The sequence below is a fragment of the Vibrio sp. SSH13-20 genome (assembly GCF_040104475.1).
GTDB lineage: Bacteria > Pseudomonadota > Gammaproteobacteria > Enterobacterales > Vibrionaceae > Vibrio > Vibrio harveyi.
This window is the reverse complement of the sequence record NZ_JBECOU010000008.1, coordinates 195,914-210,636: the sequence shown is the minus strand read 5'-3', so window position 1 is coordinate 210,636 and position 14,723 is coordinate 195,914. Positions and strand designations below refer to the sequence as shown.

Genomic DNA, 14,723 nt, shown 5'->3' with positions numbered 1-14,723 from the left:
ATGGCAGCAAAATCTCTAAAACCCGCTCTACTATCACTTTGCGCTTTGGGTGTCGCTTCTTGGGTTGGTTATCAGTTCTACCAAGCGTATCAACCAGAACCGGCACGTTTACAGGGGTTGATTGAAGCGCAGCAATACAGCATCTCTTCTAAAGTTCCTGGTCGTATTGATGAAGTCATGGTGCGCAAAGGCGATGATGTCGAAAAAGGTCAGTTGATCTTTACCCTTCACAGCCCAGAAATAGAAGCAAAATTGGAGCAAGCCAAGGCAGGTGAAAAAGCCGCTGGCGCATTGGCCCTAGAAGCAGAAAAAGGTGCACGTGAGCAACAAATTCAAGCCGCAAAAGACCAATGGTTGAAAGCGAAAGCGGCTGCAGATTTGATGGAAAAGACCTACCAACGTGTAAACAACCTTTATAAAGATGGCGTAGTCGCGGAGCAAAAACGCGACGAAGCCATGACGCAATGGCAAGCATCTAAATACACAGAAAGCGCTGCATTCCAAATGTACAACATGGCGAAAGAAGGCGCGCGTAGTGAAACCAAAGTCGCAGCAGCAGAAAAAGCACGCATGGCGGCTGGCGCAGTAGCGGAAGTAGAAGCGTATGCCAAAGACACGCAAATCTACAGCTGGTTTGATGGTGAAGTCTCTCAAGTTCTACTGCAAAGCGGCGAACTTGCACCTCAAGGCTTCCCGGTTGTGACGGTTATTGATACCCAAGATTCTTGGGCAACACTGAACGTACGCGAAGATTTGCTCAAACACTTCACCAAAGGCACGACCTTTAAAGCTTACCTACCAGCATTGGATAAAGACGTTGAGTTTAAAGTCACCCATGTTGCCGTAATGGGCGATTTCGCTACATGGCGCGCGACAGACGCATCGAAAGGTTTTGATCTTCGCACATTCGAAGTGGAAGCTCGCCCTACCCAACCAGAGCCTGAGCTACGCATGGGCATGAGTGTTGTGGTTGAGCTGTAATCGCGTTGGCTTAAGATTATGACGATTCAAATCTCACAACGACAAATCCTGCGGCGCGATAAGTGGTTATTATCTTGCCTGACATGGGTGCCGATCTTATTGGCCGTCACTATTTGGGGTGTTTTCTCTGCAGGTATTGCAAGAGATCTCCCGATTGGTGTGGTTGATTTGCAGCACTCGCAGTTGTCACGCAAGATGATTCAATCTCTTGATGCCTCTTCCACTCTTTCTGTTGATTATCACTACACTAGTTCAACAGAAGCGAAGAACGCGATGATCGAGGGTGATATCTACGCTTATGCTGTGATTCCCCCTCAATTCGACCAAGACATTCTTTTGCATCGACAACCTCAACTATCGGTCTTCTTTAACAGCCAATACATTTTGGTTGCCAAGTTGATTAACTCAGCGGTCGCGCAGTCTCAAGGGTATTTTGATGCGCAGTTAGAAACCATGGGTAACCTAGCAAAAGGCAACACCACAACACTTGCAGCTATTGGTCAAGCCGTGCCGATTTCCACCCAGATTACAGCCTTGTTTAACCGCAACACCAACTACGCTCAGTTTTTGGTAACAGCGATTGTTCCGGCGATCTGGCAGATCTGTGTCGTAGTCAGCACCATTTTGATCCTCGCGGCGCATTTTCGCCTTTATGGTAACGGCAACAATAGTTTTGCTTTCTTAGGCGAGCGCCCTTTCACTCGACTAAGCAAAATTCTAAGCCAGTACATTCCTGTCTTTATGGCACAAGGCGCGCTGTTCTTAGTCTGGTTCTACATGGTGCTTGATTGGCCGATGGAAGGCAGTTATCTGGTGATGCTATTAGCGCAGTTCGTAACGACTATCGCATGCATCATCATGGGGGCATTGTTCTTCTTCCTATCGATGGACCCAGCTCGCGCGATGAGCTTTGCTGGCGCATTTACCGCGCCAAGCTTCGCGTTTATGGGTATTACCTTCCCCGTTTCAGACATGAATGCTCTTGCCCATGCATGGAGAGGGTTGCTGCCAATTACGCATTACATCGAAGTTCAAGTGGACCAAGCAAGCTACGGCGCAAGTGCGGCACAATCTATCGGCTCACTCTGGCCGATGGTTGGGTACATTATCCCGCTACTGATGACGGCAGCTTTATTAGCAAAACATCGCAACACAGCTTTGCTAAACAGCGCATCTTCAACAGATAGCAGCCAGGAGGTTGTATGACACTATGGCAACTGATTAAAACAGAACTTCGTTCAGTGATGACCAACCCTGTCGTGGTACTGACGGTCTTTGGTGGCGTGGTATTTTACTCCTTCTTATACCCACTTCCATACGCACAACAGACACCGAGGGAACAGCCAATAGCGATTGTGAATCTCGATGGCAGCCAAACCAGTTTAACCTTAGAACGCATGGTCGATGCGACGCCTCAGGTTAAGGTAGTGACGCGTTTACATACTATTGCCGATGCGAAACAAGCATTCTTAAACCGAGAGATAACTGGCTTCTTGGTGATTCCAGAACACTTCTACAAAGACTTGATGCTTGGCAGCAACCCTACTCTGGCTTATGCCGCCGACGCTTCTTACTTCTTGGTGTACGGCACAGTCGTCGAAGGTTTAGCACAAGCTGGTGGTACGCTTGGCGCTCAAGTTAAAGTAAGCAAGATGGTAATCGATGGTGTGCCACTGAGCATGGCGAGCCATGACTACTCAGCAATCAAACTCAACATGAAACCAACCTTCAACCCAACCATGGGCTACATCGAATACGTGGTGCCAGCGGTGTTTGTATTGATCCTTCAACAAACGTTGATCATGGCAGTCGGGTTGCAAACCGGTACTCAGCGCCATGGTCGTGGGTATTGGTCACAAGTGCCAACAGGCGCTCTGTTGCTGGCCAGAACCTTGGTCTTCGTTGCTATCTACTACTTACTCAGCGCCTATTATTTTGGCTTCAGTTTTGAACGCTTGAACGTCAATCATGTTGCCAATGCCGGTGAATTGTTGACCTTGCTGTTGCCGTTCTTGCTCGGCTGTTGTGGATTAGGTTTATGGCTCGGTTACTTGTTACCAAGACGCGAGTTGGTGACTTTGGTTGTGCTGGTTAGCTCAATGCCATTAATCTTCTTAGCAGGCTTTATTTGGCCGGTTGAGTCGATCCCTGCACCACTGCTTTGGTTTGCAGACTTGAGCCCGAGCACTTGGGCAATCAAAGGCTTTTTAGCTCTCAACCAGATGGGCGCAACGTGGCAGCAAGTGGCTAAACACTGGACTGCACTTTGGGTACTTACAGTACTTTGGGGCGGCGTTGCTTACTGGATTGCCAAACGCAATACCAAACCAGTAGTAACAGAAAGCTTAGGTTAACGGCTTTTCATCCAATTAAGAAAGGGGCTCACGTAGCCCCTTTTTGTTTGCTGGGATATTTTAGTGACTGAGTTGAGCTGAAGAATCAATGGCCCGTTTATGGACAAAAGCAGATTAGATATTGCGCACTAAACCGTACAATTGATTAGAGCAATAGCCATATACCACGCAGATAATTAAATCCTACCCGTTTCTAATGAGGCTTTTTCTTACCCGGAATTTTGCGACAAAAATCACGCTTTATGAGTAACTTTTATCAGAACGACAAATTACCTGATTTGTCCTCTTTCAGTCCCATATGCATAGTGCACCCATCGAAACAAGAGAGAGTAAAACATCTCTGATGGGTTCGATTAAATAGCTCCTTCACAACTAGGAAAGAAATCAGAGTTTGAAAAAATTTATTAGGTTTTGAGCTTGGTTCTTGATCAAGGTTACTCAATATCTGAGGCGGCACGCTCTCTAGACATCAGTGATACGGCTTTACGACGCTGGGTCGATCAACTAAAGATTGAACTTGGTGGAGAAACGCCAACGGTTAAAGCTCTAACGCCAGAAAAGCAGAAGATCCAAGAGTTAGAAGCTAGGATTAATCGCTTAGAAAGAGAAAAATCCATACTAAAAAAAGCTACAGCTCTCTTAATGTCTGACGAACTCGTTAGTTGATCAGTTGAGGGAGCATGAACCGGTCAAAGTTCTTTGTGAGCTATTCGATATGGCGTGTTCCTGTTACTACGAGTTTAAACAACGAAAGCCGAATGCCAACCGCATTCGGTTAACCAGCCGAGTTAAGCAGCTTTTTAACATGAGCCGTGGTTCTGCTGGTAGTCGGACGCTTCAAAGTACGCAAGCTTATGCAAGAAGCTGAGCTGATAAGCAAACAACCTGGCTCACATCGCTATAAGCAGGCTAAGCTAGAGCGCCCAGATATCCCTAATAGGTTGAAGCGTGAGTTCTCAGTTACCACTCCAAATGAGGTTTGGTGTGGCTATATTACTTACATCTGGTCTGGTTCAAAGTGGAGTTATCTGGCTGTTGTACTCGACTTATTTAGCCGCCGTGTAGTGGGTTGGGCGCTATCAGACAAACCCAATGCAGAGTCGACTTGCAAAGCCTTGGATATGGCTTGGGAACAACGAGGACGACCTAGCAACGTGATGTTCCATTCAGACCAAGGAAGCCAATACAGTAGCCTAAAATACCGTCAAAGGCTTTGGCGATATCGCATAACTAAGAACATTAGTCGTCGAGGTGACTGATGGGACAACGCTCCTATGGAAAGGCTATTTAGAAGCCTAAAAACCGAATGGATACCTGCTAATGGGTACCTGACTCGAACTCAAGCAAAGAGAGATATCAGCTATTACTTGATGGACTACTACAATAGGCAACGGTCTCATCAAGCAAATGATGGGCTGTCGCCAGTTACTGCCGAAAATCGGCTTAAGTTAGTGTCCGGAATTTGTTGACGACTACACTACCAGTTAATGAAGTATTAGTTTAATAGATTGAGCACCTAACTTAGGTGCTCTTTTTTATTCCATCACTTAATGCATTTAAGAATGTATTAAGCCATGTAATAACTATTAATCGGAATAACCATGAAAAAATCAATCCTAGCCATCTCTATATCTGTTCTTCTTTCTGCTTGTGGTGGAGGTTCTGACGGTGGTTCTAGTGAGCCTGTACAACCTCCTAAGCCAGTAGTTCCAGAAGAGACAATCCAAGGTATTGCAGACGCTTTAAACTTTGATCCTGAGCTTGTTAGTGCTGTTTGTAATGATGTTTCTTTTGAATGTTCTATCGAACAAGGAACTAAATCTAATGACTCTGTTTCATTGATTGATAAAGAGTTCCTTTTAGGTTTTGGTACAAACTCAGAGGGTAACTTCTGGAACGATGGTTTAATTGCCTTTGAACCTTCTTTAGATTTCGATGTGAATAACATTGCTGAGTTCGGTTCACAATTGCAATTCACACTAAAAATGCATGACGGTTTTCTAAAGCAATACTATGTGAGGATTGCACCGGATTCCGTTGCGATTGATGAAACCACAGGCAAGGTGTTGGTAGACCTTGATTCATTCATCGATGTTTATACACAGGATATGAATGAAACCTTAATGCTTCTAGAAGCTTCTGAGAACCCAGCACTAACCGCTAGATTTACAGTGAAGTTTAAAGACGGTGGAGATATGTTCTTTAAAACTGAACGTGACCTAAGTTCAGAAGGTTTTAAAGCTGCTTTCTCTATGCTTCTGCAAAAGAACAATGAACTGTTCGAAGGTGAACCAGAAGACCCAGAACCAGAAAACACAGCGCCAGTTGTTAACGATGCAAAGGCAATGGTAGTTAATCAAAATGAGATTAACTTCTTTGAGTTCACAGCTACAGACAAAGAAAGCGAATATCTGAAATTCACTATTGATGTTCACCCATTCAACGGTGAAGGTGTTCATTCAGGTGCTTTTGATATGTCTTACAACGGTGTTCTTCAAATCAACTCAGAATACCTAGAAGCAGGTATTTACACTTTTACGGTAACTGCATCGGATGGAGAACTTACAGGTTCTAAAGATTTCGAGGTGTTGGTTAAAGCTACAGAAGAACCAGAACCAGATAACGAATCCCCTAGTGTTGCCTTAGTTGGTTATGAACCATATATGACGGTTGAAGTAGGTGAAGTTTACACGTTCAACGTTGTTACAGAAGACAAAGAGAATGATCCTGTAACTGTATTACTTGGTGATACCCAAGGCTTTGCAAATCTGCATAATGGCGTTATTACAGTTACACCGACAAAGGATCATCTAGGTGCTTTTACCTTGGGAGTACTTGTTAACGATCCTTACCATGGCAGTGCTACAGGATTCCCATTTAACGTTGTTCCAGCTAAACCAGCACAAACATTTGACGACTTTGCAAACCTAATTGGGGAACCAGTTGAACAGTTAGAAGTGTTGTTTAAATCTCATAACTTGGTTTGGAAAATCACAGATAACAACGAACCTATTATCTCGATTGAACATTCTGATTGGTCAGTCGTTGAGTTTAACCTAGCAAGCGGTGTTATGTCGTTCGGTGGTTCAGCTCATATCACTAACGGGGAACTGTTAACACCGTTGGAAGTTCTAGAATACACGGCAGAAAACAACGAAGGTCAAATTCTACCTTTCGAAGCTGAAAACCTAGAGTTAGGCAGAAAGTACGAAACAGGTGAAATTCTATATTTCTGGTCAAAGACAAAATTCACTAATGAAATTCTGAATGTGCTAATGATTAACACAGAACATTCAAATCCAGTAATCGAGGCAAAGGTTAGCGCATACAACGAACTAACAGGGGAAAACGTTGAATATAATCAACGTGTAGATGCTTATGTTCTTGATGCTGTATACCGTCAACCACTGCTAGAGATCTTGGTTAAACACATCAAGTAATTCACCACAAACAAAAAAGGGCATCCAATTGGATGCCCTTCTATTACTCCACACACCCGAGCAAAGGTATCGGCACTTGCTGCAGTATTGGCCACATTGGTTAGCCAAACTTAATAACATTCAGATAGCCAGCTATATCGGTATTAGCCCTGTCAGCCTATCGAGATTGAAAGCCAGAATTAAAAGCTAAATATAAAAGGTAGGAATTAACTAAAGTTAATTCCTACCTTAGGATACATACGCATAATCCCACCTCCATATTTATTCTAAATTTTGTAGGAGGGAAACATGTCGGCATTTCTTTGGTCCCAAATATTGATAGCAATCGCCATCGTATTCGATCTGATATCATTTCAATTTAAAAAAAGGCAAAAAATTGTCTGTTGCTTATGTGCATCTGGCATCTTGATTAGCACCCACTTTGTTCTACTAGAGCAATGGACCGCCGCAAGCTTAATGCTACTCGCTAGTATCCGCTATTTCACTAGTATCTTTACTACATCGAAAAGGTGGATGTTTCTGTATTTAACCTCTGCGTTAATGATCACTGTGATGACCTTTGTTGACTTAATCAATTTGCTTAGTTTTGGCGGAACGTTATTTCAGACCGCAGCTGCATTTTGTAAAAGTGATCAACGTTTACGTCAATTAATGATTGTCGGAACTTTGCTTTGGCTAATACACAATTACCTTGCAGGTTCTCCTACCGCGGTACTAATGGAGCTGTTGTTTATTAGCAGCAATCTTATCGGCTATTATCGTTATTATGGGATACGCCAAGGTCTGTTGACTCAGAACAAATCTGTATAAACATATGCCAATATTTACGACAAGCAACATGAAAAAAAGAGCGAACTTAGTCGTTCGCTCTATGGCATCTAGCTCATTGGACTACTCTTTAGACCAAGCAAACTTTTCAAATACTTTATCTACTGGGGTGTGAGCAACGTGGTTTACGTAGTTACTAATCACTTTTTGCGATAGACCAAGGATCACTTCCAGAACCTGTTGCTGACCGTAACCTGCTGCAAAAAACGCTGCTAGTTCTGTTTCTGATACATTGCCACGCTCACGAACGACAGCAAGAGTTGATTAACCATCAGCTACTCTCAGGTAATAACTTGCCGTATTGGGAGCTAAAAGAAGATGGCAAAGCGATCCGTATTCCTTATCAGCCTCGTTACTCAATCAGCAGTCTGCGGTTAAATATTGATGCGACAATAGCAGGAGCTGGGATCTGCATGATGCCAAGAGCCGCCTTTGAAAAGCATGCAGAAAGAAAAGAGTTAGTAGAAGTATTGCCAGAACTAGAATACCCAACGGGTAAAGCATTCTTGGTGTGGGCAGACAGAAAGCTGATAGCGACCAGAGTGGTTGCCTTTAGAGACATGATTTTTGAAAGGTTTGGGCAATCGGCAGAATTTCTGGCTTCGATTCACTCAGAGCGAAATTAGTAGTTGTTGTATTTATGAAATGCCTATTTATAAATGAAATGCGCCAGACTAGAAAAGCTAATCTGGCGTTTGTTTTGTTACTTTAACGACTACTTTTTACGAAAATATAGGAATGCATTTAACCAAGCTAACCCAAGAATAATCAGCGTCATTACAGGTGGCTTAGACTGAAGTGGTAGCACTTCGGCTGGCACATTTGGCAATAGGTGAACATACACCGCGACAATCATAATTGCGGTAGTTAACAGCGCTGATAACTGCATGGCTTTATCTTTAATTGGTGCTGCGAGTACCTTATTGCCAATCATCACCACAAGTAGCAGTAAACCTGCAAAAATCTCACCTAATTGACCCATCCATCGAGACAAAGTAGGAAAAGGCAGTTCACTTAACGCAATCTGTTTTGCGAACATAGTCGCAAACGGGTCAAAGAATTTTACGGTTCCCGCCATCACCATAAAGGCACCGAGAAGACCAGTTAGGATCTTTTGAACTTTTGTTCCTGCGCTGTCGGCTTTGTCATAATTACGAACCAAAAAAACACTCGTAACGAGTAGCATCGCGCCGATAAGAGATAATTCAAGAACTAATTGTGATGTGCTCATAGCAAACCTTCATTATGTGTTAGCAAGTTTATGGCGCTATTCTACGAAATACAATAAACCTCAAAAATAGACAGGTTTGATTTGTATCCGTTCAAAAATGCAAGATTAAATATTACCTCTAGAGCGTTTAAGTGAGCCGTGCGATTTGTTCTCTGACGGTCTCTAAAGCAGACTGCAATTGTGGGCGGCTTAGTGGACCGGCGAGTGATATCCTCACCGCTGCTGGCACTTCATACCGACCCACGGCAAACATTTCTGCTTCTCTCACTCTGACCCCATGTTTCAACAACGATTGGTTAAAGTGATACCCTGTTAATGGCTCAGGCAAAGGTAACCATACATTGTAGCCAGGGACGCCAATCTGGATTTCGGGAAATACAGCCTTCCAGATCCGATGACGCGCACTGAGTTCCATTGCGATCTCTTCGTCCACCGCCTGCATCGCTTCGCTGGTTAACCAACGACAAACCAGATCGATTATCAAAGGGCTAACATACATACAGCTGGCTCGCAGCGCTCGTTGCAGTAACTCTTTGAAAGACAATGGAAGAATGATAAAGCCCAGTCGCAATCCACCCGCGAAGTACTTAGAAAAACTGCCCACGTATAAGGTAATATCCGGAGCAATAGCGACTAAAGGACTCTTTCGATGGGATGGCGGGCAGTAGAGAACGTCGTCCTCAATAATCAACACATTGTAACGACGGCATATTTCTATGATTTTTAGTCTTCGGCTATCTGTTAATTGAGCTCCGGTCGGGTTTTGTATTCCCGGCGTGAGATAAAGCAGTTTTGGGCGATGCCTCTTACAGTGCAATGCCAGATCTTCTGGATCTAATCCATGTTCATCGACTTTTACTGGCACTAGCTTTCGTTCGGATTGCTGACATGCATAGATGAACTCTGGATAACACAGCCCTTCGGCAAGAATAGTATCTTTTGGACGGCTTAATGCTTGAATAATCAGCGAGATCCCGTGTTGCCCTCCATGGGTCCACACTAGACGCCGTGCATCAATATCGATATTAAATTTGCTCATCAGCCATTGTCGAAGAGTCTCGTTATGACCCTGAATGCCATCAGCGGAGTAGTAATCCAGCACGGCTGCCTGCGCGATCTCCTCGTGAGATAACTCTTTCAACGCATTCGCCAGAAATTTCGGCTGCGATAATAACAAAGGTCGGCAGCGCGCCAAATCAATGCCTTGTTCTTCCAATACCGGATGATAAAAGTGGTTCAGTTCAGTTTCTCTGTTCCGAACATAAGTACCACTTCCTACTTTTGGCTCTGTTAAGCCCCTCCGCTCAAGCTCCTGATACTCTCTTGTCACCGTTCCAACCGTCACACCCAAGCGATAAGACAAAATACGCTGAGGGGGCAATTTTGTATCTGGTTCGAGTTCACCACTCTCTATCACCTCAGCAATCGCATCAGCCAGTGCCATAAACTTAGGTCCGGAACGACCCGATATATCAGGGACTAACATTGTCTCTCTCCGAAGGGGTACAATTAATTCTTGTATTCAGGATAAATAAGGCCTGACGAAAATGAAATCAAAGAATTGTCACCATGACGCATTAACTGTAGGTCTCTCTCACTTTGCCCCTTTACTCTTGGCTCAGCTGCACTTATTTGAGAGGAAAGGAAATGACAACATTATGGGACCTAATGCCAGCGATGAGTTTATTTGCGTTTGTTACCGCCATCACGCCCGGTCCAAATAACTTATTGCTCGCCAACTCAGGGGCACAATTTGGTGTCCGGAAATCATGGCGACACCTAATTGGTATCCGTATTGGTGTTATCGGGTTAATTCTGCTTTGCGCGTGTGGTGCCGGCGTTGCTCTCCAGACTCATCCAAGTTGGTATCTCGCCATAAAATACATCGGTCTGGCTTACATGTTCTGGTTGATAATAAAGCTGTTGTGTACCAACTCTTTCGCGGGTAAAGCCACCAAAAGCAAACCAATCAACGTAACTCAGGCTACGTTGTTTCAACTAGGTAATATGAAGGCTTGGATGGCATCACTTGCTTTGGTCACAAGTTATAGCCTCCCCTCTAGCTATTGGTTATCTGTCGCATTGATTGCTTTCGTGTTTACGACATTCGGACTGTTTGCCAATATGACTTGGGTCTGGGTTGGTCAAAAAATCCGTGTTTATCTCAATACCACATTAAAGCAGCGTATGTTCAATATCAGCCTAGCAGCGATAACATTCATATCATTGTTACCAGTGTTGGAGCACTCAATCTGAGTACTAACGGTTAAGTAATACCGGCTGGTAAATCAAAAAAAGATAAAACGCCCACACTGCTGAACAAGTGTGGGCGTTTTTGATTTTGGCGCCGTACCGAGTAACTGGATGAGTTCAATACTCTTCTGCGCGCTCTACAAAACTGGGACGTGGTGCGCTTCCACTTTTGTTTTATGAATATGGCTCATCTTATGGGTATTAACGAAATCTGTTCCATCCGCAAATTTCTTTTTCACACTATTTGTCAGTATTGTAATGGTGTTACCAAAAACGGCGTCAGTGTGGCGGGCATATTCACACATCGTTGTCTTAACGCCACGTTCAGCAAACTCCTTCTCCATCTTACGAGAATAAGTAACGAATTCAGCCGGCGTGATTTGCTCGTCTAATTTCGCATTATCTACAACCTTGCTTATCACCTCATTTGGCGTTAGTGATTTATCGAGATTGTCTAAGATCTCCACTGCTTTTTTAGGATGCACAGTTGGCGCTCTTTCACAGGTGTACAATCCATAGAGGAACTCGACAACCATTTCGATCGCTTCTTTGTCGTGTCCACCCATCAGATAGCTTCCGTTACCTACTGCACCGCCAGAAAATTTGCTCTCGCCATTAAGGTGCTTAGCTAAATTGCCGTCTGGCTTTATGCTGACACCGATATCGAAGAAGTAATCTCCGGCATTTAGGGCGAGTAAGGAGACCATGTTCTTTGCAAAGGCAGGACTACCGTAGTTGATGCTTGCCTCATACAGCTCTGTCATCTTCTTCGCAATGGCAGGTGTTGTCATGTTTTTCTTCGTCAGTAATTCATCAACTGAAACGAATTTAACATTCTCAGGAAGCTCTATACGTGAGTCGTAACAGGTTCGACCTTTCGTACGTCTATCGACATAAATAACGTGTTTCACCTTTGGAGTGACTTTAGCATTACTAATTACATTCAGCAGACCATGTTCTTTTTCAACACTTGGAATAACATTGTCTTCGCCACTTTCTGCTTTTGTATTGACCCAGCAATAAGCAACTGTCTTGGTCGGTAGTTTGGAAAAACTCGGTTTTGCACACAACAATGAACTGAGACCACTCTTTTTCTTTTTTTCTTTTAATGGCGTTAGTGCGACGTCGGTGTTTTCGTTGTTGCGCTCAGCAAGGACTCTCTCTCGGTTAGCAGCCCAGCGTTTATTGTCTGCTTGCGTAACTTTTAGTTCTTCCCTGCGAGCTATACGTTGTTGTTCAGCGCGCTCTTGGACGGATTGTTGTGCTTGTTCGGTGTGGTCACTTGGAGGAGATTGATATCGCATTAAGTTTGCCCTAATTACCAAATGTAAGAGTTTGTTACAATATGATAAATTTGACACTTAGAATAAAGAGTGGTGATGAAGTAACCGTTCAATAAGGTATTATTACTAAACAAAAGCTCATTATGAAGGGGAAAATTCATTTATTTTCTCTTCGACCTGTTCGCTATTAATACGTTAAAACCAATAAATAATTTATAGTTAAGGTCTCGTCAACGACATTTAAAAAGGGACTCAAATGAGTCCCTTTTTAGTTTCAAATCATCTTAAGCATTCGCTAGTTTTTGTAGCTCTGCTTTGTTTGCTTCTAACCAGGCTTCAAAGCTTTGTGGCTGCTTACCAGTTAGCTTTTCAAATGCCTCACTTGTGCCGTCTGAATAGTTTCCACGGTTGTGTTTGTCCATTGTTACACATAACTCTACGATTGGTGCAGGCAATTCAAACGACTCTAACTGTGCTTGGTAATCCTCATCAGACAAGTTCACCATGGTGGTCGATGTACCCAACACTTTATCTATCACCTTCGCCATTTCCGCATGTGTCATAGATTGTGCACCGTTCATTGGAAGTATAACTTTACCTTGCGCTGGTTTTACTAATGCAGATGCCGCTGCAAAAGCCAAATCTTTACGTGATAACTGAGCCGAGCGACCTTCTGCTGCCGACGTCAACCAATGACCCGATTGTAGAATGCTTGCGAAGTACTCTGCCAAGTTTTCAAAATACCAATTGTTGCGCATGATGGTGGCATGAGGGATGCGACTTTGTTTAATCGCATTTTCAGTAGCTTCATGCTCATGAGCAAACATCACTGGCGAACTCTCTGCAGAAGGCATCGACGTATAAGCGATATGGCTCACCCCTACTTTTTCCGCTGCCGCTACAGCATTCAAGTGTGCTTGAGTTCGAGGACCAGAAGCGTCGATGCTAATAAGCAGCATGCTGTCTGCGCCGAGAAATGCTTTCTCTAGTGACTCTGGGCTAGAAAAGTCTGCTTCGCGAACATCCACACCTTGGCTTGCTAACGCTTGCAGTTTGTCTGGATGGCGAGTAGTTACAATCAATTGGCTTGGTTGAACATTTAGCTCTTCAAGCAGTGCTTTTACTACTTGTGAACCTAGTTTACCTGATGCACCTGTTACTAGAATTTTGCGATCTGACATGACGGTTTCTCCATTCAATTCTTAAATAATTTCTTTTTAATAACGCGGAGATGACCAAGCTGCTGTGGCTCCCCGCTGTCGATGGAGACACTATATCGTTTGATGATTGATAGATAATTACCCTTTGATTAAACTGATTGTTAATTATTACTAAACAATAGTGAATAATAAGAACTTCCGGACAATAAGCTATATGATTTCACTCGATGACATGATGGTCTTTGCTAAAGTGGCAGAGAAACAATCCTTTACTCAAGCAGCGGATGAGCTTGATATCGGTAAAGCGCGTGTATCGCAGATCGTCTCTAAACTTGAGCAAGCGCTAAATACACGTTTACTGCATCGCACTACTCGCTCTCTTTCATTGACCGACGCAGGGTTGCGTTACTATGAGAAATGCAAACTGATTGGCGATATTGCATCTGAAGCGAATGCAGAAACGCAAGATGCTAACCAGATTCCAAGCGGTACGATTCGGATATCCACACCTAGCTCAGCGATGGTGGATATACTGAGTGAGTTCATGCACCTCTACCCAGAAATCAAACTCGATATTATTGAGAGTGACAGTTACAGCAACCTGATTGAATCTCGTTGTGATATTGCACTGCGTGCCTCTTCCGCCCTTGAAGATTCGAGTTTATATGCAATCAAGCTTGGTTATTTCCGAGATATGCTTTGCGCTACCCCAACCTATCTAAGCAAAGTTAAGGCGGTATCCATACCTGAAGATCTCTTAACACTGGATTGGATTAGCCACCATATCGTTCACGGTGATAAGCAGCTTACGATGACCAATAACAAAGGTCAGGTGACACGTTTGATTCACAGCCCAAAGGTACAAGTGAGAACCGCTGCGACAGTCAAAGCGTTTGTTCTGAATCATCTTGGTTTTGCCATCATGCCGAGCTTTATGATGAAGGAAGAGTTAGCGCGAGGAGATCTCGTACGTATCCTACCTGATGTGCACGATTTAGAAATACCGATTTATGCCGTGTACCAAGAGAAAGCGCTAATGCCGCTAAGAGTCCGCACACTGATCGAGTTCTTAAAACAAAAGAGCGATGCGTTTGAATAACGTCAATCACGAGTCATCAAAACAGCGCCATAAAGCAAAGCCCACCGACAAGTGGGCTTTGTATTTTACTGCTATCGATACTTTCTACTATGCG

General features: G+C 43.8%; 12 protein-coding genes and 2 pseudogenes. 9 read left to right on the top strand and 5 right to left on the bottom strand.

The window, feature by feature from the left end; translation table 11 throughout:
* The 6 genes and pseudogenes from ABMY42_RS21710 (at window position 1) to ABMY42_RS21685 (ending at window position 7,585) form a co-directional block, all read left to right on the top strand.
* Window positions 1–981, top strand: coding sequence for a biotin/lipoyl-binding protein (locus ABMY42_RS21710; RefSeq protein WP_005446013.1), 981 nt, complete (start codon window positions 1–3; stop codon window positions 979–981).
* An 18-nt stretch (window positions 982–999) separates the two neighbouring features.
* Window positions 1,000–2,187, top strand: a complete 1,188-nt coding sequence (locus ABMY42_RS21705; RefSeq protein WP_283313559.1) for an ABC transporter permease — start codon at window positions 1,000–1,002, stop codon at window positions 2,185–2,187.
* Window positions 2,184–3,335, top strand: a complete 1,152-nt coding sequence (locus ABMY42_RS21700; RefSeq protein ID WP_349266791.1) for an ABC transporter permease — start codon at window positions 2,184–2,186, stop codon at window positions 3,333–3,335. Before ABMY42_RS21705 ends, ABMY42_RS21700 begins: the two co-directional genes overlap by 4 nt.
* A 411-nt stretch (window positions 3,336–3,746) precedes the next feature.
* A pseudogene (locus ABMY42_RS21695) lies at window positions 3,747–4,804 on the top strand (IS3 family transposase).
* A 132-nt stretch (window positions 4,805–4,936) separates the two neighbouring features.
* Window positions 4,937–6,775 (top strand): hypothetical protein, encoded by a 1,839-nt coding sequence (locus ABMY42_RS21690; RefSeq protein WP_349266790.1) that lies wholly within the window; start codon window positions 4,937–4,939, stop codon window positions 6,773–6,775.
* A 288-nt stretch (window positions 6,776–7,063) separates the two neighbouring features.
* On the top strand, window positions 7,064–7,585 hold the full coding sequence (locus tag ABMY42_RS21685; RefSeq protein ID WP_349266789.1) for a YgjV family protein: 522 nt from the start codon (window positions 7,064–7,066) through the stop codon (window positions 7,583–7,585).
* A gap of 81 nt (window positions 7,586–7,666) precedes the next feature.
* On the opposite strand, the pseudogene ABMY42_RS21680 reads toward ABMY42_RS21685, so the two are convergent.
* Window positions 7,667–7,864, bottom strand: a pseudogene (locus tag ABMY42_RS21680) (carboxymuconolactone decarboxylase family protein); the annotation flags it as partial.
* Between ABMY42_RS21680 and ABMY42_RS21675 the strand changes: the two are divergent.
* Window positions 7,864–8,229, top strand: coding sequence for a LysR substrate-binding domain-containing protein (locus ABMY42_RS21675; protein ID WP_230844761.1), 366 nt, complete (start codon window positions 7,864–7,866; stop codon window positions 8,227–8,229). The pseudogene ABMY42_RS21680 and the gene ABMY42_RS21675 sit on opposite strands and share 1 nt — an antisense overlap.
* A gap of 89 nt (window positions 8,230–8,318) precedes the next feature.
* On the opposite strand, the gene ABMY42_RS21670 is transcribed toward ABMY42_RS21675, so the two are convergent.
* Together ABMY42_RS21670 and ABMY42_RS21665 are read right to left on the bottom strand one after the other, a co-directional pair.
* Window positions 8,319–8,834, bottom strand: a complete 516-nt coding sequence (locus ABMY42_RS21670) for a membrane protein (RefSeq protein WP_047516805.1) — start codon at window positions 8,832–8,834, stop codon at window positions 8,319–8,321.
* A 127-nt stretch (window positions 8,835–8,961) separates the two neighbouring features.
* A complete protein-coding gene (locus ABMY42_RS21665; protein ID WP_349266788.1) occupies window positions 8,962–10,320 on the bottom strand; it encodes a PLP-dependent aminotransferase family protein in 1,359 nt (452 codons plus the stop codon).
* A gap of 161 nt (window positions 10,321–10,481) precedes the next feature.
* Between ABMY42_RS21665 and ABMY42_RS21660 the strand changes: the two genes are divergently transcribed.
* A complete protein-coding gene (locus tag ABMY42_RS21660; protein WP_349266787.1) occupies window positions 10,482–11,090 on the top strand; it encodes a LysE family translocator in 609 nt (202 codons plus the stop codon).
* Window positions 11,091–11,224: 134 nt separating this feature from the next.
* Here ABMY42_RS21660 and ABMY42_RS21655 read toward each other — a convergent pair whose 3' ends face one another.
* Window positions 11,225–12,391, bottom strand: coding sequence for a hypothetical protein (locus ABMY42_RS21655; RefSeq protein ID WP_349266786.1), 1,167 nt, complete (start codon window positions 12,389–12,391; stop codon window positions 11,225–11,227).
* A gap of 263 nt (window positions 12,392–12,654) precedes the next feature.
* The gene (locus tag ABMY42_RS21650; protein ID WP_050908892.1) at window positions 12,655–13,551 is read right to left on the bottom strand and encodes an SDR family oxidoreductase; all 897 of its coding nucleotides are present in this window, start codon (window positions 13,549–13,551) and stop codon (window positions 12,655–12,657) included.
* A gap of 193 nt (window positions 13,552–13,744) precedes the next feature.
* Here ABMY42_RS21650 and ABMY42_RS21645 point away from each other — a divergent pair, with 193 nt between their 5' ends.
* Window positions 13,745–14,629: a LysR family transcriptional regulator gene (locus ABMY42_RS21645; protein WP_349266785.1), complete on the top strand. Its 885-nt coding sequence runs from the start codon at window positions 13,745–13,747 to the stop codon at window positions 14,627–14,629.
* The last annotated feature ends 94 nt before the right edge of the window (window positions 14,630–14,723 follow it).